The 23136-nt window shown below is 75.5% G+C and carries 15 protein-coding genes; 6 read left to right on the top strand and 9 right to left on the bottom strand.

Annotation, left to right across the window (positions count from 1 at the left end; translation table 11 throughout):
• Positions 1-178 precede the first annotated feature (178 nt).
• The 4 genes from EDD39_RS31055 to EDD39_RS31040 form a co-directional block, all read right to left on the bottom strand.
• On the bottom strand, positions 179-3040 hold the full coding sequence (locus tag EDD39_RS31055; protein ID WP_123562424.1) for an MATE family efflux transporter: 2862 nt from the start codon (positions 3038-3040) through the stop codon (positions 179-181).
• Positions 3037-6690, bottom strand: coding sequence for a type I polyketide synthase (locus EDD39_RS31050; RefSeq protein ID WP_123562422.1), 3654 nt, complete (start codon positions 6688-6690; stop codon positions 3037-3039). The genes EDD39_RS31055 and EDD39_RS31050 overlap by 4 nt, the downstream gene beginning before the upstream one ends.
• 82 nt (positions 6691-6772) lie before the next feature.
• Entirely contained in the window at positions 6773-7618 is an 846-nt protein-coding gene (locus EDD39_RS31045) for an ACP S-malonyltransferase (protein ID WP_051816667.1), read from the bottom strand.
• Positions 7619-7700: 82 nt separating this feature from the next.
• Positions 7701-8801, bottom strand: a complete 1101-nt coding sequence (locus EDD39_RS31040) for an ACP S-malonyltransferase (protein WP_123820357.1) — start codon at positions 8799-8801, stop codon at positions 7701-7703.
• Between the two features lie 380 nt (positions 8802-9181).
• Between EDD39_RS31040 and EDD39_RS31035 the strand changes: the two genes are divergently transcribed.
• Together EDD39_RS31035 and EDD39_RS31030 are read left to right on the top strand one after the other, a co-directional pair.
• Positions 9182-10216, top strand: a complete 1035-nt coding sequence (locus tag EDD39_RS31035; protein WP_123562417.1) for a hypothetical protein — start codon at positions 9182-9184, stop codon at positions 10214-10216.
• 239 nt (positions 10217-10455) lie between these two features.
• On the top strand, positions 10456-11478 hold the full coding sequence (locus EDD39_RS31030) for a LacI family DNA-binding transcriptional regulator (RefSeq protein WP_123562415.1): 1023 nt from the start codon (positions 10456-10458) through the stop codon (positions 11476-11478).
• Positions 11479-11501: 23 nt separating this feature from the next.
• Here the strand turns inward: EDD39_RS31030 and EDD39_RS42325 are convergent, their stop codons facing one another.
• Positions 11502-12719, bottom strand: coding sequence for a PucR family transcriptional regulator (locus EDD39_RS42325; protein WP_123563450.1), 1218 nt, complete (start codon positions 12717-12719; stop codon positions 11502-11504).
• A gap of 128 nt (positions 12720-12847) precedes the next feature.
• Here EDD39_RS42325 and EDD39_RS31020 point away from each other — a divergent pair, with 128 nt between their 5' ends.
• Positions 12848-14338: a flavin-containing monooxygenase gene (locus EDD39_RS31020; RefSeq protein WP_244257376.1), complete on the top strand. Its 1491-nt coding sequence runs from the start codon at positions 12848-12850 to the stop codon at positions 14336-14338.
• A 7-nt stretch (positions 14339-14345) separates the two neighbouring features.
• Here the strand turns inward: EDD39_RS31020 and EDD39_RS31015 are convergent, their stop codons facing one another.
• The 3 genes from EDD39_RS31015 to EDD39_RS31005 form a co-directional block, all read right to left on the bottom strand.
• Entirely contained in the window at positions 14346-14993 is a 648-nt protein-coding gene (locus EDD39_RS31015; RefSeq protein ID WP_123562411.1) for a GntR family transcriptional regulator, read from the bottom strand.
• 65 nt (positions 14994-15058) lie between these two features.
• The gene (locus tag EDD39_RS31010) at positions 15059-15877 is read right to left on the bottom strand and encodes a cytochrome c biogenesis CcdA family protein (RefSeq protein ID WP_123562409.1); all 819 of its coding nucleotides are present in this window, start codon (positions 15875-15877) and stop codon (positions 15059-15061) included.
• Entirely contained in the window at positions 15874-16650 is a 777-nt protein-coding gene (locus EDD39_RS31005; RefSeq protein ID WP_208765687.1) for a DsbA family protein, read from the bottom strand. The genes EDD39_RS31010 and EDD39_RS31005 overlap by 4 nt, the downstream gene beginning before the upstream one ends.
• A 310-nt stretch (positions 16651-16960) precedes the next feature.
• Here EDD39_RS31005 and EDD39_RS31000 point away from each other — a divergent pair, with 310 nt between their 5' ends.
• The 3 genes from EDD39_RS31000 (at position 16961) to EDD39_RS30990 (ending at position 20989) form a co-directional block, all read left to right on the top strand.
• Positions 16961-18142, top strand: a complete 1182-nt coding sequence (locus tag EDD39_RS31000) for a lytic polysaccharide monooxygenase (protein WP_123562405.1) — start codon at positions 16961-16963, stop codon at positions 18140-18142.
• A 100-nt stretch (positions 18143-18242) separates the two neighbouring features.
• A complete protein-coding gene (locus tag EDD39_RS30995; RefSeq protein ID WP_123562403.1) occupies positions 18243-19511 on the top strand; it encodes a cellulose-binding domain-containing protein in 1269 nt (422 codons plus the stop codon).
• A gap of 350 nt (positions 19512-19861) precedes the next feature.
• A complete protein-coding gene (locus EDD39_RS30990; protein ID WP_244257436.1) occupies positions 19862-20989 on the top strand; it encodes a nucleotide disphospho-sugar-binding domain-containing protein in 1128 nt (375 codons plus the stop codon).
• Positions 20990-21135: 146 nt separating this feature from the next.
• On the opposite strand, the gene EDD39_RS30985 is transcribed toward EDD39_RS30990, so the two are convergent.
• On the bottom strand, positions 21136-23118 hold the full coding sequence (locus EDD39_RS30985) for an alpha-L-fucosidase (protein ID WP_123562398.1): 1983 nt from the start codon (positions 23116-23118) through the stop codon (positions 21136-21138).
• Positions 23119-23136: the final 18 nt, after the last annotated feature.

Here is a 23136-nt window from a genome sequence, read left to right as displayed (position 1 = left end):
GCCGAGGTGGACGGTGACGGTGCGGTGGCCTTCACCGGCCGGGCGGCGGCCGGCCGCGCTCCGAGCCGCCGTCGGCTCCGTGCGCGCCGGTGCCGCCGGCCGGGCGCCCTCCCGGCCGGGCGCCCTCCCGGCCGGGCGCCCTCCCGGCCGGGCGGCTTCAACCGCCGGCCGGGCGGGCTCAGTTGTAGTGCTTGAGGAGCGGCCAGAGCTCCTCCCAGGAGTACTTCTGGCCGGTGCACACCAGGATCGGGAGGCCCTGCTCGATGGCGGGGACGCCCTGGCCGTTGTCGATGCGGTCGGCGACGGTGCAGCTCCGCCAGTAGGGGGCGAGGGACTCGGGGGTGTAGCCGACGGCGATGGTGGTGGCGGAGGTGCCGGTGGGGTGGCCGAAGCGGCTGTAGCCGTTGTGGTCGGCGTAGGGGGTGGGCAGGCCGAGGGCGGGGCCGTAGTGGGCGAGGGCGCCGGCCTCGCCGTAGTTGACGGCGAGCAGGGTGGCGCCGGGGTGCCGGCGTTCCAGGTCGGCGACCTGCCGGGCGAGCCGGGGCCAGCCGAGGGAGTCGGCGTTGAAGGGGTTCACGGCGGTCAGGTGGCGGTAGGCGGACACCGGGAGCAGGGGCGGGCCCAGCGCGAGGGTGACGGCGGCCGCGGCCGCCGCGCAGGCGGCGAACCGGCGGCGGCCGGTCGGCCAGCGGGCGGCGAGCCGGGCGGCCCCGGCGCCGAGCAGGAGCGGGTACCAGCCCATGGGGTAGTAGAAGTTGCCGCCGGAGACGACCACGATCCCGAGGGTCACCGCGTAGGCGGCGGGCAGGATCCGGTAGCGGGGGTCCTGCCAGGTGTGCCGCAGGCCGGCCAGCCACAGCCAGCTGAGCACGGTGGCGGCCTCCAGTTGCAGGGGCAGGGCGGTGAACCGCTTGGCCCAGGTGGACAGGTGGCCGGCCATCGTGAACTGGGGCCAGCCGTGCGCCGCCTGCCAGACGAGGTCGGGCGAGGCGACGGCGAGGGCCAGCAGCAGGGCCAGCCACGGGGCGCGGTCGCACAGCAGCCGGGCGTGGCCGGTGAACGGGGCGGCGGCCAGCAGCGACATCGGCAGCATCACGATGGTGTCGTTGTTGAGCATGCCGACGCCCAGCACCGCGCCGAAGCCGTACCACAGGCGGCGGTCGCCGGTGCGCAGGATCCGCAGCACCAGCCAGATCGCCACCGACCAGAAGAACAGGCCGGAGGTGGCGGTGGTGAAGAAGTGCCCCTCGACGAGCACCAGCACGGAGGCCGAGACGGCGACCGCGGCGATCTGCTGGGCGCGGTGCGAGCGCCGCTCGTCGGTCCCGGCGAGCTCCCGGGCGCACAGCACCGACATCAGGGCGGTGGCGGCCGCGAACAGCATCGGCGCGATCCGCACGACCTGCACCGAGTCGCCGCCGAACCAGGTCTCGGCGCGGACGATCAGCGGCACCAGCGGCGGCTGGTCGTCGTAGCCGGCGGCGAGGTGGCGGCTCGCGGCCAGCCAGTACAGCTCGTCGCGGAAGTAGCCGTAGCGGCCGGCGGTGGCCAGCAGGACGGCGCAGGCGCACAGCACCGGGGCCAGCACCCGCCTCCAGGGGATCCCGGGCAGCGCGGGCGGCCCGGCCGGGCGGCGGCGCAGGTGGCGGCGGACGGCGAACGCGGTGTACAGCGCGCCGACCACCCAGCCGAGGTCGACGGCCCACATCACGCCCTCGGCGCCGTGCCGCACCCGCAGCAGGTACGACAGCGGCAGCCGGACGGCGACGAACGACACCAGCGTGCACACCAGCGGCACGACGGTGCGGCCGACGCCGTTCAGCGCGCCGTGCACGACGGCCGTGACGGCGTACAGCACGAAGCACGGGTAGGTGATCAGGACGTAGAGCTCCACCAGGTGCCGGGTGGCGGGGTCGGTGGTGGCGGCCGCGGCGATGACGGGGCGCAGCAGCACCACGGCGAGGCTGACGGCCAGCGCCAGCGCGAGTGCGAAGGGCAGCGTCCGGCGGACGGCGCGGCGGACCCGGTCGGGGCGGCCGGCGCCGCGGTTCTGGGCGACGAAGACGGTGAGCGCCCCGGACAGGTCGAGGAACGCGGTTCCGGCGAAGAACTCCAGCCGCCCCACCACGGTGACCGCCGCCAGCAGCGGCGCGCCGAGCGGGGCGACGATCCGGATCAGCGCCACGATGCCCAGCGCGATCAGCAGTTGCTGGACGGCGCCGGGCAGGCCCAGGCGCAGGGCGGCCGCCGCCTCGGCCCGCACGCCCGGCCACCCGGGGGAGCGGCGCGGCAGCAGCTCGCCCCGGCGGCGCAGCAGGACCAGCCCGGCGGCCGCGGTGCCGGTGGCCGCGGTGACCGTGGCCAGGGCCGCGCCGGCCACGCCCAGCTGGAGCACCACCACGTAGAACCAGGCCAGCACCAGGTTGGCGAGGCTGCTGCCGATCATCAGCCGCATCTGGGCCCGGGAGTCGCCGAGGCCGCGCAGCAGGGCGAAGACCGCGGACACCGCGAAGACCGCGGGGAAGCCGTAGGCCAGCGTCGACAGCAGCACCTGCGCGTCGTGCAGCACCGCGCCGCGGGCCCCGGTCAGCCGCAGCAGGGCGCCGCCGGCGGTGCGGGCGACCAGGAAGCACACCGCCGCCCAGAGCGCGGCGGCCAGGGCCAGCGCGGTGGCGACGGTGGCGGGGCCGCGCCGGGAGCGGGCGCCGGTGTGGTGGGCGAGGCGGATGGCGAAGCCGGTGGTCAGGCCGAGGAAGACGCCGTCGGCGAGCAGGTAGAGCGGCTGGACGACACCGGCGGCGGCGAGCGCGTCGACGCCGACCCAGTGGCCGAGCACGGCGCCGTCGGCGAGCAGGTAGGTCTGCTGGAGGAGGTTGGCGAGGGTGAGGGGGGCGGCGAAGCCGAGGACGGCGCGCAGGACGGGGCCGCGGGTGAGGCGGGAGTGCTCTCCTTCCGGGATCTCGGCTGCGGCCGTGGCGGTGCCGGCGGTGCCCGGGGGCGGGGTGCCCCCGGGCGGGCCGGTGCGGGTGGCCCCGCTCATCCGCGGCGGCCGTCGGGCCCGGCGGCGCGGCGCTCGTCGACGATCTTGGCCTGGGCGGCGACCGTGCGGTCCACCAGCAGGTCGCTGCTCTGCATCTCGACGCCCAGCACCGAGGTGACGGTGGCCACCAGGGACATCCCGGTGATCGAGTCGATGCCGAGGTCGAACAGGTCGGCGTCGACGTCGATGCTGGTGAACCCGAAGACGTGGGCCCAGCAGCGGCCGATGGTCAGCTCGGTGTCGGTGTACCGGCCGTCGAGGCGGCCGGTGAGCTCGACCGGCAGTTCGGCGATCTCCCGGCGGGCCTGGTCGGCGCCCTGCTCGCGGCGGGCGGTGCGGCGGCGCGACGCCTCCCGGAGCTTGTCGGCGATCGGCGGGTCGAGGGCGATGTGGTAGCCGGGCAGGGCGTCGGCGTAGTCGCCCTCGTAGTGCAGTTCGCCGCCGAACACCCGGGCCCGGCCGGAGCGCAGGCCGGCGTCGGCGATCGAGAGGCCGAGCGCGGTGGGCAGCGCCTTGAAGGTGGTGTCGACGTTGGCGCGGCTGCGCACGGCCATGCCGATCTCCTTCCACGACACCCAGTCGAAGGTGATGACGTGGCAGTCCGGGTCGGTCTCGGACTCCGCCAGGGTGTCCAGGAACTGGTTGGCGGCGGCGTAGTCGGCCTGCCCGATGGCGGGGAACACGGCCGCCACGGAGGAGAAGTGGACGACGAAGTCGGGCCGGTCGTCGCGGGTCAGCAGGTCGAGCGCGAACGCGCCGTGCACCTTGGGGCGGACCACCGCGTCGAAGTCCTCCCGGGTGCGCTGGGTGATCACCTCCCCGCCGGGGAGGCCGGCCGCGTGGACGATCCCGTCGATCCGGCCGAAGCGCTCCCGGACGGTGGCGACGGCCGCCGCCAGGGCGTCCGGGTCGCCGGCGTCGGCGGCCAGCACCAGGACCTCCGCGCCCAGCTCGCGCAGCTCCCGCAGGGCGGCCCGCAGCCGGGCCCCGGGCGTGTCGGCGCCGGCCGGGTCGTCGTCCGGGCCGGGGTCGCCGGAGCGGCTGAGCAGCACCAGGTTGATGCCGGGCCGGCGGGCCGCGAACTCGCGGCACAGGGCCAGGCCCAGGCCGGCCGTGCCGCCGGTGACCAGGTAGGTGCCGCCGGGCTTGAGGTACTCGCCGCGGTCGGCCAGTTCGGCCTCCGGCAGTTCGGCGAACGTCTCGCGCAGGCGGGCGCCCCCGCGCAGCGCGACGACGGCGGGCTCGGCGCCGAGGAGCTCGTCGAGGACGGTGCGGGCGGGCGTGGCGCCGTCGGTGTCGACCACCGAGACGGTGAGGTACGGGTACTCGCGGCTCACGCTCTTGGCGAGGCCGGTCAGGGTGGAGTTCTCCACCACGACGCCGGGCTCCGCGCGGCGGGAGGCCAGGGCGGTGCGGGTGAGGACGGCCAGGTGGAGTTCGGCGCCCTCGGTGATCAGCGCCCTGGCGAGCCGGAACAGGCCGTGCAGGTTCTTCTCCAGCCGGGCGTCCAGGGTGGCGAGGTCCCGGGCCGGGTCGGCCTCGAAGCCGAGGGCGTGCACGAGGTGGGTGACGCCCTCCTCCACGGCCTGGACGGCCAGTTCCTCGTAGAAGGCGTCGGCGTCGGTGTCCGCCGCGGCGGGCAGGCGGACGAGCTGGGCGTCCGTCAGGCCGGCGGCGCGGAGCAGCTCCTCGGCGCCGGTGGAGCCGTCGACCAGGGCGAGCACCCGGGCGCCGGGGTCGGCGGCGGGGGCGGGGCCGTCGGCGGGCCGGAAGACGACCTGGTGGGTGGCGGGGCCGGCGGAGCCGGGGGTGCCGAGGGCGAGGGCCTCCCGCCAGTCCTCGGGGAAGTCGATCCAGGCGCGGCGCTCGTCGAACTCGTAGGGCGGCAGGTCGACCGGGCGCGGGGCCGGGCCGGTGCCGGGGCGGGCGTCGTCGGGTCCGAGGTCGGCCCCGGCGGCCCAGGCGGCGGCCCGGGCGGCGAGGTCCGGGTCGGCCGCGGTGCCGGGGGCGGGTGCCCAGAACTCCCAGTCGGGGTGGCTGGAGTGGAACGGCGCGGCGTCCGCGAGCCGGTTCGCGGCCAGCGCCTCCAGCCGGGCGCGCAGCTCGTCGAGGCCGGTGACGACCAGGGCCAGCCGGTGGCGGTGGGTGGCGCGGGAGCGGCGGACGGCGGCGCACAGCCCGGCGAGGGGGACCCCGTCGAACCGGCCCAGGGCGAACCAGTCCGCGTAGGCGCCGACCAGCAGCCGCAGCGACTCCTCGCTGTGCGCGCTGAGCGTGAACAGCTGCGGCGCGGGCGCGCCGGCGGGGGCGGGGACTTCGGCGGGGGCGGGGGCCGGGTCCGGGTGCTCCTCCAGCACCACATGGCAGTTGGTGCCGCCGAGCCCGAACGCGCTGACGCCGCAGCGGAGCGGGCCGTGCTCGCTGCTCCACGGTTCGGCCCGGGTGGGGATCCGGACCGGGGAGTGGTCGAAGTCGATCCGGGAGTTGGGCTGTTCGAAGCCCGCCAGCGGCGGCAGCGTGCGGTGGCGCAGGACCAGCGCCGCCTTGATCAGGCCCAGCACGCCGGAGCCCTCGAAGAGGTGCCCGATGTTGGCCTTGACCGTGCCCACCGCGCAGAACCGGTGGTCCGCGGTGTGCGGGGCGAACGCCTGCCGCAGGCCCTCGATCTCGATAGGGTCGCCCAACTTCGTTGCGGTGCCGTGCAGTTCGACGTACCCGATGCTGCGCGGGTCGACCCCGGCGTCGGCCCAGGCCGCGTGGAGGAGGTCCGCCTGCGAGGCGGAGTCGGGCGTGGTGACGCCGCCGGCGGTGCCGTCGTGGTTGACGGCGCTGCCCTTGATGACGGCGTACACCCGGTCGCCGTCGGCGAGGGCGTGGTCGAGGCGCTTGAGGACGACGGCGCCCGAGCCCTCGCCGTAGCCGGTGCCGTCGGCGCGCTCGTCCAGGGTGCGGGTGCGGCCGTCGGAGGACTCGATGCCGATCCGGGTGTCCGGGTGGTCGATCGGCGCGCTGACGATGCGCGCCCCGGCGACCACCGCGGTGTCGCAGTCGCCCAGCAGCAGGGCGTTCTTGGCCTGGTGGACGGCCACCAGCGAGGCCGAGCAGGCGCTGTCCACCACCATGCTGGGGCCGCGCAGGTCCAGCAGGTGCGAGAGCCGGTTGGCCATCATGGTGGGCACGTTCCCGGTGAGCGCCGGCTGGATCAGCGACCGGTCGATCTTGGACAGGTACTCCAGGTAGGCCGAGCCCGGGTTGACGGCGAAGCCGACGAACACGCCGGTCCGGCTGCCGCGCAGCCGGGCGGCCGGGTAGCCGGCGTCCTCGAAGGCCAGGTACATGGCGCGCAGCGCGTGCCGCAGGTGCGGTTCGGTGGTCGCGGCCTGCTTCGGGGTCATCCCGAAGAACTCGGCGTCGAAGTACTCCGGGTGCTCCAGGTAGGCGCCGTCGCGGTAGGCGATGCCGGCGTCCGCGGGGGAGCGGACGGTGGTGCCGAAGACGTACCGCAGGTAGGCGTCGATGCTCCGGGCCCGGTGCTCGGGGAAGCGGCCGGTGAGGTTCCTCCCCTCGGCGACGAGGTCCCAGAACCCGTGGACGTCCCGGGTTCCGGGCACCTCCACCGAGATGCCGACGATGGCGATGTCCGAGCTCAAGGCGTTCTCCTTCGGGACGGGCGGGCGGGCAGCGGCCGGCCGGGACGTGCGGGTGCGGAGCGGTGGGGCGGGCGCGGAGCGGTCAGGCGATCGCGGGCAGCAGGGCGGTGAGCGTGCTGCCGTTGGCCTCGTCGAACCGGGTGACCCCGGCGGCCCGCAGCGCCCGCACGGTGCGCACCCACTCCACGGGGGCGGTGATCTGCGCGGCGAGCAGCGCGGCGGCCCGGTCCGGCTCGAAGGGCGCCGCCGTGACGCCGGAGAACACCGGCACGGCGGGGGCCGCGAACGCCTGCCCGCGCAGCGCGGCCGCGAACGCCCGCGCGGCGGGCGCCATCAGCGGGGTGTGGAAGGGGCCGCTGACCGGCAGCGGGACCACCGCCCGGGCCCCCGCGGCCCGCAGCACGGCGGCGGCGCCGGCCAGTTCGTCCCGGCCGCCCGCGACGACGGTCTGCCGGTCGGAGTTCCGGTTGGCCACGTAGACGTTGCGCACCCGGGCCTCCCGCAGCGCCGCCGCCACCCGGTCGCCGCCGATCCCCGCCACGGCCGCCATCGCCCCGCCGCGCACCGTCGCCATGGCCTCGGCCCGGGCCCGCACCAGGCGCAGGGCGTCCAGCAGGCCCAGGCAGCCGGCCGCCACCAGGGCGTTGTACTCGCCCAGGCTGTGGCCCGCGTAGCAACCGACCGGCTCGGCGCCGTCGCCCTCCTCGGCCAGGCGCCGCCGCGCGTCGAGGGCGTTGACCAGGAAGACGGCGGGCTGCGCGTAGCGGGTGTCGCCCAGCCGCCCCTCGGGGTCGTGCAGGCACAGCTCCCGGACCGAGTGGCCGAGCACCGCGTCGGCGGCCTCGACCTCCTCCGGGAACAGGTCGAACAACTCGGCGCCCATGCCCGGGCGTTGGACGCCCTGGCCGGGGAAAACGAGGCAGCGCACGGCGCGCCCTCCCTGTCGTGGGGTGTGGTCGTGGGGTGGTGCGGGTCCGGCGCTGCGCCGCGGCGCGGGGCGCGGCGGGCGGTCAGACCGAGGCGAACCGCGCGGCCGAGCCGCTCTCGCGCAGCCGCGACCTGGTCAGCGCGGCCGCCGAGACGCCGGGGCCGAGGTCGAGGACCAGGTCCGGGTCCAGCTCCGCCAGCGCGGCGTCGACGACGGCCGGCCAGTCGAAGGGGCGGCACATCTGCTGCTCGGCCACCTCGTACAGGACGTGCGGCGAGAACTGCAGGTTGGCGGGGGTGCCGGTGCCGTAGACCGGCATGGTCAGGCCGTCGCCCTTGACGGGCTGCCAGTGGTGGTCGACGTCGTGGCCGATCAGCGCCACGGCCGGGTCCAGCGCCGGGCTGTGGAAGGGGGCGGTGGCGCCCAGGTAGGTCCAGCGGGCGCCGGGCCGCTCGAAGAGCTCGGCCTCGGCCAGCCGCAGCCGCATCAGCGCCTCGGTGGCGCCGGTGAGGACGTGGAAGGTGGGCGAGTTGACCAGGCCGATCCCAACCCGGCCGCCCGGGCCGTCGCCGCTGCGCCGGACCGCCTCCTCCAGCACCGGGCGCCGCGGGCCCACCACGGCGGCCATCGCCGCGGGGACGCCCGCCCCCGGGCCGAGGGCGGCGTGCCGGCGCAGCAGTTCCCCGTCCGGCCGGGGCGCCGCGGGGACGACCTGGTGGCAGCGCAGCAGCGCCACCGTGACCTGGGCGACCGAGCGTCCGGCGGCCTCCGCGTACCCGCGCCGGCCCGTGACGGGCAGGGCGGAGAAGACCGCGGCGTAGCTGCCCAGGCTGTGCCCGACCGCCCCCACCGGGCGCAGGCCGCCCGCCGGGGCCAGCGGACTGCCCGGACCCGGCTGCAGCACGCACAGCTGGTAGAGGTGCAGCAGCACGCCCTCGGCCACCGAGCCGCGCGCCGCCGCGGGCACCGGCGGGTCGCCGGGGGCGGCCAGCCAGTCGCGCACCGGCAGCCCGCCGGGCAGGAAGCGGGCGCACTCCGCGCGGCCCACGATCTCGAAGGCCGCCTCGACGCCCGCGAGGGCCGAGGCGAAGAACCGGGCGTTCTGCGGCTGCCGGAACAGCGCGCGGAGCCGGTCCAGCAGCGGGCCCTCGGGATCGCCCAGGCCGCCGAAATGGAGTAACACCCGCACAGGTACGTCCTCACCGGTAGTCGGTCATGGGGGGGCGCGCCGCCCGGAGCGGTGCCCGCAGCACCGGCCCGCCGGACCGCCGGGAATCCCGCCCGCGACGGGCTGACGCCGTGATCGGTCGCTCGGGCAGCAATATGCGTCCGGGCCTGACGGCGGGTCAAAAGGCCGTGAAATTTACATCCGGGCCGCCGCCGCAGGTCCGGGCGGCCCGGACCCGGCGGATTCCGGGCCCCCGCCGGCGGCGGACCGGGGGCGCCTTGACGGTGCCCGCCGCCGGGGCGAGGATCTCCTCCCGCCGCCCGTCTTCGTCCGCCACCGCCGCCGGATGCTGGAACGGAGGACCGCCCCGACCGCACGCGACGGAAGGAACCACGGTGGCGCTCACCGACCGGATGATCCGGATCCCGGATGCCGACCGCATCCGCACGCAGGACCCGAACAACCACCTGCACTGCCGGAAGTCCCAGCTGCTGGCCCACGTCGCGGGCCGCACCCCGCACTCCGACCTGCTGATGTACCGGGCGCTGGGCTCGACCTCGGCCGTCTACCGCCACTGCTACCTGCGCGGGAGGGACCGCTGGGCGTTCGAGGCGCCCTACGTGACCGAGGACGACCTGCGGCTGCTCGGCTTCGACCTGCTCTCGGCCGGCACGGTGGACGTCGACCGCTTCGCCGCCGGCCTGCCCGAACTCCTCGCCGCGGGACGGCCGGTGCTGTTCTACGCGCCCCGGCACCACTTCCCGCACTGGGTGGAGTTCATGGAGCGGGTCGGCACCGTCGCGGAGGAACGGCGGCTGCTGCACTCGTTCCTGGTGGGCGGGGCGAGCGGCAGCGAGGTGCTGCTGCTCGACAACACCACCGACGACCACGAGTACGTCCCGCTGACGGTGGGGTGGGACGTGCTGCGCGAGGGGTACGCCCGGGAGCCGGAGCGCTGGTTCGTCGACTGCTCCACCGTGGTGCCCCGGTCGGGACCGGACCTGGACGGGTTCGAGTCCGCCTACCGCGCCTTCCTGGCCCGGTTCCGCGACGGGTTCCGGATCTACGACCTGATCGGCGAGAACCTGGCCGCCGAACGGGCGGCGGCCGACGCCGTGTACCGGGCGCCCGGCGTCAACAGCATCGCCCTGCTGGCGGGTTCGCGCACCCTGTTCGGCCGCTTCCTGGCGCTCACCCGGCACGGCGGGCAGGTCCGCGCCGCGTACGCGGACGTCGCGCAGCTGGCCACCGCGCTCTCCGACCGGATCAACGCCTTCCACGCCGGGGCGCCCGCGCTGACGGCGGACCGGATCCGCGGCGACCTGGCCGAGCTGCGCCGGCGCGAGCAGCGGGCGGCGGCGCTGCTCACGGAGGAGGCGGCCCGGCTGCCGCGGCTCCTGCCGGACGGCGGTGACGGCGCCCACCGGTGACCTGCCGCCGGGGCGCGGCGCCAAGTGGGCCGGGCCGGGCCGGGATTGACGGTGCGTCCGGTGCTGTGGATCATGGGTGGGACGACCGCCGGGCCGCCGCTCCGGCCCGACCGCCCGCAGCGCCTCCGGGCCGTCCCCGCCGGGCCCCGGTCCGCCCCCGCCGCGCTGCCCGCCCTCGCCGCCCGGCCGCGTCCGGCGCCCCCGTCCGCTCCCGCCGCCCGGTACCCCGTGGAGGAGTCGTGCCCGCACCCGCCGATGCCGCCGGCAGCCCGCCGCCGCCCACCCTCGCCGACGTGGCCCTGCGCGCCGGCGTCTCGACGGCCACCGCGTCCCGGGTCCTCACCGGCTCGGCCCGGGTGAGCGAGGAGACCAACCGCCGGGTCCAGGAGGCGATCGCGCAGCTCGGCTACGTGCGCCGCCGGGCGCCCCGGGCGCACCGCTCGGGCGGCGGGTCGATCGCCGCGATCGTCACCGAGTCCAGCCAGCGGTTCTTCTCCGACCCGTTCTTCGCCCGCCTGCTGCACGGCGCGTCCCGGGCCCTCGCCCCGGCCGGCTACCAGCTGGCGTTCGTCGCGGTGCAGGACCGCAGCGAGTACGTGGCGGCGGCCCGCTTCGTGCAGCGCGGGGTCGACGGGGTGCTGCTGGTCTCCTCGCACGGCTCGGACCCGCTGATGCCCGTCCTGGACACGGCCCGGGTGCCCACCGTGCTGTGCGGCCGCCCGCTGGCCGAGCACGGGGCCCCGTACGTGGACACCGACAACTACGGCGGCGCGCAGGCCGCCGTGCACCACCTGCTGGCGGCCGGCCGCCAGCGGATCGGCACCATCGCCGGGCCGCGCGACATGGCCGCCAGCCAGGACCGGCTCCGCGGCTTCACCGAGGCCCTGGCCGCCACCGGCCTGGAACCCGTCGTCGACCTCGGCGACTTCTCCCTCGAGTCCGGCGAGCGCGCCATGACCAGGCTGCTCAGGCGCCGGCCCGACCTCGACGCGGTCTTCGCCGCCTCCGACCTGATGGCGGCCGGGGCCCTGCGCTCACTGCGCCGGGCGGGCCGCCGGGTGCCCGACGACGTCGCCGTCATCGGCTTCGACGACGACCCGGTCGCCCAGTACACCCACCCCCCGCTCAGCACGATCCGCCAGCCGGTGGAGGAGCAGGGCTCGACGATGGCCCGCCACATCCTCGCCCTGATCGAGAACCGCACGCCCCCGGGCCCCCGGACCCTGCTGCCCACCACGCTGGTCTGCCGCGAATCCGCCTGACCCGGCCGTCCGCGGCCCCCGGGTCAGGGACGGCCGCGCCAGTGCAGGACTTCGAGGGCGGCGGCGACGTCGAGGGGGTGCTCGGCGAGGGGGCGGGGGAGGAGGTGGTCGGCGCGGGCGAGGCGGCGCAGCAGGGTGTTGCGGTGGGTGAAGAGGCGGGCGGCGGCGCGGGTGGCGTTGCACTGCTCGGCGAGGAACACCCGGACGGTGCCGGTGAGTTCGGGGGGTGCGGTCTCCAGGGCGCCGAGGGTGCGGGTGACGAAGCGGGCGGCGCGGTCGGGGTCGGCGGTGAGGAGGGCGACGAGTTCCACTTCGTGGTGGAAGGCGAGGCGGGCGGGGGAGCGCAGGCGGGTGAGCAGCTGCTGGGCGGTCAGGGCGTCGAGGTGGCTGCGGCGGAAGCCGTCGGGGCCCGGGGCGGTGGGGCCGACCGCGAGGCGGACGTCGGGGAGCCGGTCGAGGGCGGCGCGCAGCCGGTCGGCGTCGGGGCGGCCGTGCACCCAGAGCCAGCGGGTGGCGGTGCCGGCGACGACGCTGAGCGGACGGGGCTGGTCGGCGGCCTCGGTGAGGGCGTCGGCGGCGCGGTCGAGCTGGCGCGGGTCGGGGACGGGGGAGTCGCTCCACAGGACGGCGGCGGTGTGGGCGGGCTGCAGCCGGTAGCCGAGGCGGCTCTCGGCGCGCTGCCGGGTGATCGGCGCCCCTTCGAGCAGCAGGGCGACGGTGGCGCGGCGTTCGGCCTGGGTGCCGCGGGTGAGTTCGTCGCGTTCGGCGCGCATCCGGGCGGAGATGGCGCTGACGGTGTCGTCGACGAAGGCGGAGATGGAGCGCAGCGAGACGTCGAGGAGTTCGCGCAGCTCCTCCGGGTCGCCGGTGAGGGTGCAGGCGATCTGCGTCCACATCCGCACCGCGACGCTCTCGCCGACCCGGTAGGCGTCCAGCGCGGACTCGTCGAGGCCGCGCCGGATCAGGTCGCGGGCGACGGCGAGCGGGGCCCCGGTGTCGTTGGCGGGCACGGGCTCGCCCGGGGCGCGGATGTTGGAGGCGGCCCAGAACAGCAGGTTGGAGCGGTTGGTGCGGCGGGTCCCGGCGGCCAGCACCGGGTCGGCGGCGATCTGCCGCCGGGCCTCGCCGGCCAGCACGGCGGCGTCGAGTTCGGCGAGCCAGCCGGGCGGCGGGTCGAGGGCGATCCCGGCGCCGCGGCGGATCAGCTCCCGGACCCGGGGCGAGGGCGGCGGCCACGACATGCGGCCCATCGTAGTGGTGCACCATGCCCACTCAAGAGGGCCTGGAGGGTGCGGTTCGCACATTGCCGGGGCGGGCGCGGCGGCAGCACGATGAACCCGTCCGCCCGCCGACGCCCCCGGAGCCGCCCGTGTCCCCGTCCGCTGCCAGTGCCGACGCCGAGCACCTCGACGTCCTCGTCGTCGGTGCCGGGATATCGGGCATCGGCGCCGCCCGGTACCTGAAGACCGAACTGCCCGCGAAGAGCTTCGCGGTCCTGGAGGCGCGCGCGGCCTCCGGCGGGACGTGGGACCTGTTCCGCTACCCCGGGATCCGCTCGGACTCGGACCTGCACACCTTCGGCTACGAGTTCAAGCCCTGGCGCGACGAGCAGTCGATCGCCGACGCCCCCCGGATCCTGGCCTACCTGCGCCAGGCCGCCGCCGAGAACGGCATCGACCCGCACATCCGCTACCACCACAAGGTGCTCGGCGCGTCCTGGTCCACCGCGACGGCCCGCTGGAGCGTCGAGGTGGAGCGCACCGACACCGGTGAGCGCACCGTGCTGACCTGCGGCTGGCTGTTCAGCGCGGGCGGCTACTACCGCTACGACCAGGGCCACACCCCGGAGTTCGCCGGCCGCGAGCGCTACACCGGCACCGTCGTGCACCCGCAGCACTGGCCCGCCGACCTGGACCACGCGGGCAAGCGCGTCCTGGTGATCGGCAGCGGCGCCACCGCCGTCACCGTCGTCCCCGCGATGGCCGCCACCGCCGGGCACGTCACCATGCTGCAGCGCACCCCGACCTACGTCATGCCGGTCTCCCGCAAGGACCCGGTCGCCAACGCGCTGAAGCGGCTGTTCGGCCCGCGCCGCGGCTACGCGCTGACCCGGCGCAAGAACATCGCCCAGCAGCGCCTGGTGTGGAGCTTCTGCCGGCGCCACCCGCAGGCCGCCCGGCGGATCATCCGCTGGGTCAACACCCGCCGGCTGCCCGCCGGTTACCCCGTCGACGAGCACTTCAACCCGCCGTACGACCCGTGGGACCAGCGGCTGTGCGCGGTCCCCGACGGCGACCTGTTCGCCGCGATCCGCGCCGGCCGGGCCTCGGTGGTCACCGACCGGATCGAGACCTTCACCGAGACCGGCGTCCGGCTGGAGTCCGGGCGGGAACTGGAGGCGGACGTGATCGTCACCGCCACCGGTCTGAACGTGCAGGCGTTCGGCGGCCTGGAGCTGACCGTCGACGGCCGGGAGGTGCGTCTCGCCGACACCCTCGCCTACAAGGGCATGATGCTCTCCGGCGTCCCCAACTTCGCCTTCGCCATCGGCTACACCAACTCCTCCTGGACGCTGAAGATCGGCCTGCTGTGCGAGCACTTCTGCCGCCTGCTGGCCCACCTGGACGCCCACGGCCACGACGTCTGCCGCCCCGAGCCCGCGGACCCGGCGATGCCGACCCGCCCGTTCCTGGACTTCGGCGCCGGGTACGTCCGGCGCGCCGTCGACTCGCTGCCCCGCCAGGGCGACCGGATGCCGTGGCTGACCTCGATGGACTACCGCGGCGACGTCGCCCTGCTGCGCACCGGCAGCGTCGCCGACCCGGAGCTGCACTGCTCCAGGGCGGGGGCGGTGGTGTGACGGCGGGTCAGACCCGCAGGTGGCGCAGGTCGAAGCCGTAGGTGTCGCCGACGTGCGAGCGCAGGATGTCGGAGAAGCCCTGGATGTCGTCGGCGGCGAGGCGGGCGACCAGGGCGCGGTGCTCGGCGATGATGTCGGCGCAACGCTCCATCAGCTGCCCGCCGTAGCTGAACAGCAGGAAGCGCTGCCGGTCGGCGAGGCGGTCGTTCAGCTCCAGCAGGACCTGGTTGCCGGCGGCCTCGACGAAGGAGCGGTGGAAGGCCACCGTGAGTTCGATGAAGCCGGGCAGGTCGCCGTCGGCCAACACGCTCTCCTGGCGGTCGACTTCGGTCCCCAGCCGGGCGGCGAGGGCGGCCCGGCGTTCGGGGGTGGTGCGCTGGACGGCGGTGCTCTCCAGGATCAGCCGGGCGTCGGCGAGGTCCTGGACGTCCTTGCCGTCCAGGCCGCGGACCAGGGCGCCGCGCTTGGGGTACACGGTGATCCAGCCCTCGTCCTGGAGGCGGGCGAGGGCGGCCCGCACGGGGGTGCGGCTGAGGCCGAGTTCGGCGGCGAGGCCGGCCTCGCCGAGCATCGTCCCGGGCCGGTGCGTCCCGTCCAGGATGCCGGTCCGGAGGGCGGCGTAGGCCCGCTCGGAGGCGCTCTCGCTTGTCGACATGGCCCCCATCTTCCCCGACCCGGAGCCGGCCGGACGACCGGGCGGGCACCCGGCGCGTCCGCCCGTCAACGCCGTGGCGCGGCGGCCCGGGCGCGGCGGCGGTGCAGGAGCCGGGCGGCGCCCAGCACCAGGACGGCCGCCCCGACCACCGCCAGGTCGGGCACGGACGCGGCCCCGTCGAGGGTCCGGGTCTCCACCGCGAACTGCTCGGACGCCCCGAGGAACCCGCCCAGCGCGGTCGTCCCGTCGGTGGCCAGCAGCAGCACGCCCAGGGCCACGCCCAGCGCCCCGCCGACGAGTTGGGTCACCGTGTTGCGCCACCGGCCGATCCGCACCTCGCGCGGGCGCACCGCGCGGCGCACCCACGGCAGCCGCGGCCAGGCCAGCGCCAGCAGGAACAGCGGCACGACCATGCCGAACGCGAACACCGCCAGCACGGTGCCGCCGTACAGGGGCGTGCCGCCGAGCGCGGCCAGCGCGAGCACCGAGCCCAGCACCGGCCCCGCGCACACCCCCGCCACCCCGTACACGCTGCCCAGCAGGAACACCGACAGGTTCGAGGTCAGGTCGCCGGTGCGGGTCCGCCCGAGCGCCGGCAGGGTCAGGCCGGCCAGCTGCACCAGGCCGAGGGCGATCACCGTCCAGGAGGCGGTGCCCACCAGCAGGCCGCGGTGCTCGGCGACGACGGCGCCCAGGCCGCCGGCCAGCACGCCGACCGGCACCAGGGTGGCCAGCAGGCCCAGGTAGAAGACCCCGGTGCGGGCGACCAGGCGGCCCGGCGCGGTGAAGGCGTAGGCGAAGAACGCGGGCAGCAGCATCACCGAGCACGGGCTGAGCAGGGTCAGCACGCCGCCGGCCAGGGCCCCGGCGAAGCCGATGTTCACCGGGTGCCGCCCGCCTTCGCCAGCGCGCCGTCGAGCAGTTCGCGGAACGCGTCGGCGGGCTGCGCGCCGGACAGCACCCGGTCGCCGACCACGAAGAACGGGACGCTGGTGACGCCCAGGCCCTGGGCCTGCTCGGTCGCGGTGGTCACGGCGGCGCGCAGGTCGGCGTCGCCGAGCGCGGTCTCGAAGGCCGCCAGGTCCGGGACCCCCGCGGTGCGGGCGAAGCCGAGCAGCTTCTCCTTCGGCAGGTCGGGGTGCCCGTGGTCGGGGGCGGCGCCGTACAGGGTGGTCAGGTACTCCCGGAACCGCCCCTGGTCGGCCGCGGCGTGCAGCGCGACCGCGCCGTCCACCGACTGGTCGCCGAAGAACGCCAGGTCGCGGAACTCGTAGCGGACCCTGCCGGTGTCGACGTACTCGGACAGCAGCGCGGGCAGCGTCTGCTGGCTGAACAGCGCGCAGTACGGGCAGCGCAGGTCCGCGTACTCGACCATGACCACCGGCGCGTCGGCCGGGCCCAGCGCCATCCGGTCCGCCGGGTCGCGCCGGGCCAACGAGTCGGCGGCGGTGGTCCGTTGCGCGGTGGCGCCGGCGCTCGCGCCGCCGGTGGCCGCGGGGGCCGGGACGGACCCGGCCACCTTGCGGGAGCCGCCGCCGGCCAGCGCGACGACCAGGAGGAACACGCAGACGGCGGCGAGGACGACGTTCAGGAGGCGGGAGTGGCGCAGGCGGCGCTCCAGGGCTTCCAGGGCAGCAGAGGATCGGTAATCCGGCACCCAACTAGGATACATGTGGAATCCCAGCGGGTCCGGGCGGGTTCGGGGGAGCGCGGGGGCGCCGGGTCGGCGCGGGTGGCGGGCTTCGCCGCCGTGGTTTTCAACATCCTTCCCGAGGAAGGGACTTGAACCTTTCACGGTCGGCGGGCCACCCCGTTTACACGCCCTTGACAGCCCGTTACCTTGAGCCCTGGGAGCGCTCCCACGAGCCCCCTCGCTCATGGCATGAGCATGGCTTTTCCCCAGTCAGACGGCTCGCCCGGCCGGGACGGCACGGGCGGGCCCCATCCACCGAGGTGGTGAAAGTTTCATGTCACGACGCAAGACCTCCACGATCGTCGCGGCCCTGGCGACCGCGGCCGCGACGATCTGCGCGCTGCTGCTCGGGCTGTCCCCGGCGAACGCGCACGGCGTGGCGATCGTCCCGGGCTCGCGCACGTACCTGTGCTACCAGGACGGGCTCACCGGGACCGGCGCGCTGACGCCGACCAACCCGGCCTGCCAGGCCGCCGTCGCGCAGGGCGGCACGACCCCGCTCTACAACTGGTTCGCGGTGCTCGACTCCAACGCGGGCGGCCGCGGCCAGGGCTACGTCCCCGACGGCACCCTGTGCAGCGCCGGCAACAAGTCCCCGTACGACTTCGCGGCCTTCAACGCGGCCCGCGACGACTGGCCCAAGACGCACCTCACCTCCGGCGCCACCGTCGAGGTCGACTACTCCAACTGGGCCGCCCACCCCGGCGAGTTCCGGGTCTACCTGACCAAGCAAGGCTGGTCCCCGACCACCCCGCTGGCCTGGGCCGACCTCGGCCTGCTCACCACCGTCGCCAACCCGCCGCAGGTGGGCAGCCCCGGCGCCGACGGCGGCCACTACTACTGGAACCTGACCCTGCCGTCGGGCCGCAGCGGCGCCGCCGAGATGTTCATCCAGTGGGTGCGCTCGGACAGCCAGGAGAACTTCTTCTCCTGCTCCGACCTGGTCTTCGACGGCGGCCACGGCGAGGTGACCGGCATCCACCTGCCGACCTCCTCGTCCTCCCCGAGCCCGAGCACCGGCACCAGCCCGAGCCCGAGCCCGAGTGCGAGCCCGTCGACCTCCCCGTCCCCGAGCGCCTCGTCCTCGCCGTCCTCCTCGCCGTCCTCCTCGCCGTCCCCGAGCAGCTCGCCCAGCGGGACGATGCCGAGCAGCGGCTGCATGGCGACGTACAGCGTGGTCGGCTCCTGGGGCGGCGGGTTCCAGGCGTCGGTCGAGGTGATGAACCACAACGCGACGCCGGTCAACTCCTGGACGCTGAAGTGGCAGACCGGCCCGGGCACCACCATCACCAGCCTGTGGAACGGGGCGCTGACCACCTCGGGCAGCGACGTGACGGTGAAGAACGCGGCCTACAACGGCACGATCGCCGCGAACTCCAGCACCACGCTGGGCTTCACCGCCAACTCCACCGGCAACAACTTCCCGACCGGCTCCATCTCCTGCACCGCCGCGTGACCCCGCGCCCCGGGTCGGGGCCCGCCGCAGCCCGCGGCGGGCCCCGACCCGGGGCCCGCACGACCCACGGACGGGAACCGACGACACGAGGAGGTTCGACATGGTGCGCAACGGAGCGAGGACGTACGGAAGCCGGCGCGGACGGGGAGCGGTGCTCGCCGCCCTCGCGGTGGTGCTCGGACTGCTGGCCGGATTCGGGCAGGGGCCGGCGCCGGCCTGGGGCGCGGGTGGTGCGGCCTGCCAGGTCTCCTGGGTGGGCAACGAGTGGACGGGCGGCTTCACCGCGCAGGTGACCGTCACCAACGCGGGTGCGGCAGTCAGCAGTTGGAAGCTGAGCTGGACGTTCGCGGCCGGTCAGCAGGTGACCTCGGGCTGGAACGCGCAGCTCGCCCAGAGCGGCACCGCCGTCACGGCGAGCAGCCTGAGCTACAACGGGACGGTGGCGAGCGGGGGTTCGGTGTCCTTCGGGCTGCAGGGCACCTGGTCGGGCAGCGACCCGGCCCCCGCCGACTTCGCCTTCAACGGCGCCTCCTGCCAAGGGGGTTCGGGCACCCCCTCGCCCACGCCCACACCGTCCCCGACACCCAGCCCGTCCCCGTCCTCCTCCCCGTCCCCGTCCCCGTCGTCCAGTCCGTCTTCGTCGCCGTCGCCGTCGCCCAGCTCCAGTGGCTCCACCGGCTGCGCCGGGGCCGGGACGGTGGTCTGCTCGGGCTTCGAGGACCAGAGCGGCAGCAGCCTGAGCGGTGACTGGACCGTCGCCGCCCCCGACTGCTCGGGCGCCGGGACGGTGACCGTCGACACCGCGGTCGCCCACAGCGGCGGGCGTTCGCTGCGGGTCAACGGGCAGGCCGGCTACTGCAACCACGTGTTCGCGGCCGCCACCGCGAACGTCGCCGCCGTCGGGCCGGTGGTCTACGCCCGGTACTGGGTGCGGCACACCACCGCGCTGCCGGCCGACCACATCGCCATGGTCACCATGGCGGACTCCGCCGACGGCAACAAGCACCTGCGGCTGGGCGGCCAGAACGGCGCCCTGCAGTGGAACCGGGAGTCCGACGACGCGACGCTGCCCGCGCAGAGCCCGGTCGGCGTCGCGCAGAGCGTGCCGCTGCCGGTGAACCAGTGGGTCTGCGTCCGCTTCGCCGTCGACACCACCAAGCAGTCCATGGACACCTGGCTGAACGACCGGCTGGTGCCCGGCCTGCACGACGACGGCGTCCCCACCGCGGACATCGACCAGCAGTGGCTCAGCCGCACCGCCGCCCCGCGGCCGGTGACCCTGGACCTCGGCTGGGAGGCCTACGGCAACGGCGCCGACACCCTCTGGTACGACGACGTGGCCCTGGGTTCCGCGCCGATCTCCTGCTGAACCGCCGCCCGCCCGCCCGCAGTTCCCTCCGGGGGACTGCGGCGGCATCCGGTCGTTTGCCGGGCACCGGTCGCGGCGCTCCGGCGGCCGCGGCGGCGTAGGCGCCGCCGCCGCTTCGCCGGGGCCGCGGCCGTCACCTGCCGCTGACCAACGGTTCACCCGGAGTGGCGGCGGACGGGAGCAGACCGGGGCCGGGAAGGCAAGGGGCGTGACAGAACGTCCGATTATCGATCGTGCCGGGAAGGTCAACTGAGGATCCGTCAGTTAATGGAGCGGGCGCGGTCGTCCGGGTACGGCCCGCGTCCACGCGATTCCGTCTGCTGACGAGACACGAGGAGACCACCGTGCGCATGCTCTTCACCGGCCCGGCCGCGCCCACCCATGTGTTCCCGATGGTGCCGACCGCGCAGGCCCTGCGGGCGGCCGGGCACGAGGTCCTGTTCGCTTCACCCGCGCCCTTCGACCAGCTCCGCCAGGCCGGGTTCCCGATCGTCGAGATCGGCGACGGCAGTTCGCTGCGCGACTCGTTCGAGGCGGTCCTCCCGGCCGGGGAGTCCGTCGGCTACGCCCGGCCGCACATGACCCAGGACCAGATCCTCGACCTGGCGGCCGCCGCCTTCGCGCACGCCTCCCGGGCCACCGTGGACGGCCTGCTCGCCGTCGCCGAGGAGTGGGGCGCCGACCTGCTGGTGCACGACTCCTGCCTGGCGTCCGCCCAGCTGGTCGCCGCGAAGCTGGGCATCCCGGCCGCGCTGCAGAACTTCGGCCTCAGCTCCGGCCTCGACATGGCCGGCCGGCTGGCCGGCCACTTCACCGACCTGTACGAGAAGCACGGCGTCGCGGGCCCGGCCGCCACCACCCCGCTGAACATCGTCCCCGAGTCGCTCGGCGGCGACGCCGGCGGGCTGCGGATGCGCTACCTGCCCTACAACGGCGGCGGCACCGTGCCCGCCGACCTGCTGCGCCGCGGGGCGCGGCCGCGGGTCGCCGTCACGCTGGGCACCGTGATCGCCGGGACGGACGGGCTGGCCGCGATCGGCCGCCTGGTGGCGGCCGCCGCCGGGGTCGACGCGGAGTTCCTGCTCGCCGTCGGCGGCGGCGACCTCGGCGAGCTCGGCCCGCTGCCCGCCAACGTCCGTCCGCTGCCCTGGGTGCCGCTGGCGGAACTGCTGCGGGTCTGCGACGCGGTGGTCCACCACGGCGGCTCCGGCAGCACCCTCACCGGCCTCCAGGCCGGCGTCCCGCAGCTGGTGCTGCCCCAGGGCGCCGACAACTTCATCGTCGCCGAGACCCTGGCCGCGGCCGGCGCGGGCCTGCGCTCAAGCTCCGCCGACGTCGACACCGCCCTGCTCACCCGCCTGGTCACCGACCCCGTCCTGCGGGCCGCCGCGGCCCGCCTGCGCGCCGAGAACGAGGCCCTGCCGACCCCGGCCGCGAGCGTCCCCGCGATCGAGGCCCTGGTGACCGGCCACCGCTGAGCCGGCCCGCCGCCCGGGAAGCCTGCCGCCCGCCGCCCGGGAAGCCCGCCCCGCCGCTCGGGAGGCCCGCCCCGCCGAGGGGGCTGCTCCTCGGCGGGGCATCCTCCCCGGCGCCCCGGCCGGTCCGCGCCGTGCTGTTGCCGTGGTCAGCTGCCGGTGACGGTCCACTCGTTGTTGGGGTCGGGGTTCGGCGCCCACAGCACCGCGGGGGCGCCGGGCGCGGTGCTGCCGCCGCCGTCGAGGGCGGTGCCGGTGCCGCGGTTGACGATCTGGTAGCGGCCGTCGCCGACGCTGTTGAACGCCCACTGCTGGTTGTGGCCGCCGTTCCACGGCGCCTGCCTCGCCCGGGCGCCGTTGCCGGAGTCGCCCCAGCTGTCGGCGGCCATGCCGTTGGTGCGGTTCGTGATGCGGTAGTACCCGTTGCCCAGGTCGACGAGCTGCCACTGGAGGTTGGGGCTCCCGTCGTAGGCCCACTGCCCGAGGTCGGCTCCGGCGGCGACGTCGCCGCCGCCGTCGAGGGCCAGACCGCTGCGCGCGTTGGCGATCTCGACCCAGGTGGCCGTGGCGGCCGGTGCGCCCAGGGCGGGGATCCTGCCCGCGAAGGTCAGCTTGACGGTGTAGGCGAGGGCGGGGAAGGGCGGGGCGGTGGAGGGCATGGCCAGGTGCAGGCCGCTGCCGTCCTGGACGGGGGCGGGCAGGTCGACGGCGGTTCCCGCGGTGTTGCCGAGCAGTTGGGCTCGGGTGAGGCCGCCGAGGTTGATCCGGTCGGAGCCGAGCGTGGCGATGGTCATGGTGCCGCCCTGCCAGCCGAGTGCGGTGGCGTAGAGCACCGTGTTGTCCTGGCTGCGGGTGAACCGGATGTCCTGCGCGGTGCCGGCCTTCGGGCCGCTGAACGAGCCGCCGCCCATCGGGGTGGGACCCTCGCCGTAGGTGCTCCAGGCACGGGTGGCGTAGACGGCCTCGCCGAAGCGGCCGAGCCAGTCGCCCATGCCGAGCAGGACGGACTGCTGGTCGGCGGGGATGGTGCCGTCGGCCATCGGCGCGATGTTGAGCAGCACGGTTCCGCCCTTGCTGACCCTGTCGATCAGCGAGTGCAGCATCGCCTGCGGGGTGTAGTAGCCGATGCCGACTGTGTAGCACCAGCTCGACGAGGAGATGCTGTCGTCCGTCAGCCAGTAGGGGGTGAGCAGTCCGGACGGGCCGCCGCGCTCGAAGTCGTAGACCTCACCCAGGTCGTCGAAGCCGTCCTTGTAGGTGGCGACCACGTCCTTGTTCCAGGAGACGGCCTTGTTGTAGTAGTACGAGAGGAACTTGAGCCGGGCGGCCTCGTCGACCCGGTCCAGGGCGAAGTCCTGCCAGATCAGGTCCGGTTGGTAGCCGTCGACGACCTCGGCCAGCTTGTCGTACCAGAGCTGGTTCTCCGCGGCCGCGCCCTGCTGCCCGTAGAGGATCCGGAGCGTCGGGTCCGACTGGTAGGGCACGTACTCGTAGAAGCCGTTGAAGTTGTAGGCGTGGTGCATCGCGGCCATGAACTTCAGGCCCTGACCTCGGATGGCCTGCCCCTGGAGTCCGAGCAGGTCGAGCCTGGGGCCGCGTTGGACCGAGTTCCACGGGTTGACGCGGCTGTTCCACATGGAGAAGCCGTCGTGGTGCTCGGCGACCGGGCCGGCGAACCTCGCGCCCGCCGCCTTGAACAGCCGGGCCCAGGCGTTCGGGTCCCAGTTGCCGCCCTTGGACACCAGCTTGGGGGCGAACTTGACGGGGTTCCTGGCCCGGTCGCGGGCGCCGTCGATGAAGTTGCTGTAGGGCCACACGGAGGGGTCGCCGTAGGTGGCGATGTGGTGCTGGTTCTCGGACGAGCCGCTGTTGTACATGGTGCGCGGGTACCACTCGTTGCCGAACGCGGGGACGCTGAAGGCGCCCCAGTGGTAGTAGATCCCGAACTTGGCGTCCTGGAACCAGGCCGGGGCCGGGGGGTGCTGGTCCACGGAGGGCCAGCTCGCGGTGTAGGCCGTCGGGCCGTCGCTGGCGGCGGCCCCGGGGGCGAACCGCAGCAGGCCGAGGGCGGTCGCGGCACCGGCTGCGGCCAGCAGGCCGCGCCTGCTGACGGGGCGGGGGGTGGGGGACATGGCTGCTCCTTCGGGGGA

The organism is Kitasatospora cineracea (genome assembly GCF_003751605.1).
Classification (GTDB): Bacteria; Actinomycetota; Actinomycetes; order Streptomycetales; family Streptomycetaceae; genus Kitasatospora; species Kitasatospora cineracea.
This window is presented reverse-complemented; position numbering and strand designations above follow the sequence as displayed.

What these genes read in the sequence shown, in the direction of transcription:
- EDD39_RS31055 (WP_123562424.1), bottom strand. Translation starts at nt 3,040, where the DNA reads ATGAGCGGGGCCACCCGCACCGGCCCGCCCGGGGGCACCCCGCCCCCG.
- EDD39_RS42325 (WP_123563450.1), bottom strand. Translation starts at nt 12,719, where the DNA reads ATGTCGTGGCCGCCGCCCTCGCCCCGGGTCCGGGAGCTGATCCGCCGC.
- EDD39_RS31015 (WP_123562411.1), bottom strand. Translation starts at nt 14,993, where the DNA reads ATGTCGACAAGCGAGAGCGCCTCCGAGCGGGCCTACGCCGCCCTCCGG.
- EDD39_RS31000 (WP_123562405.1), top strand. Translation starts at nt 16,961, where the DNA reads ATGTCACGACGCAAGACCTCCACGATCGTCGCGGCCCTGGCGACCGCG.
- EDD39_RS30995 (WP_123562403.1), top strand. Translation starts at nt 18,243, where the DNA reads ATGGTGCGCAACGGAGCGAGGACGTACGGAAGCCGGCGCGGACGGGGA.
- EDD39_RS30990 (WP_244257436.1), top strand. Translation starts at nt 19,862, where the DNA reads ATGCTCTTCACCGGCCCGGCCGCGCCCACCCATGTGTTCCCGATGGTG.
- EDD39_RS30985 (WP_123562398.1), bottom strand. Translation starts at nt 23,118, where the DNA reads ATGTCCCCCACCCCCCGCCCCGTCAGCAGGCGCGGCCTGCTGGCCGCA.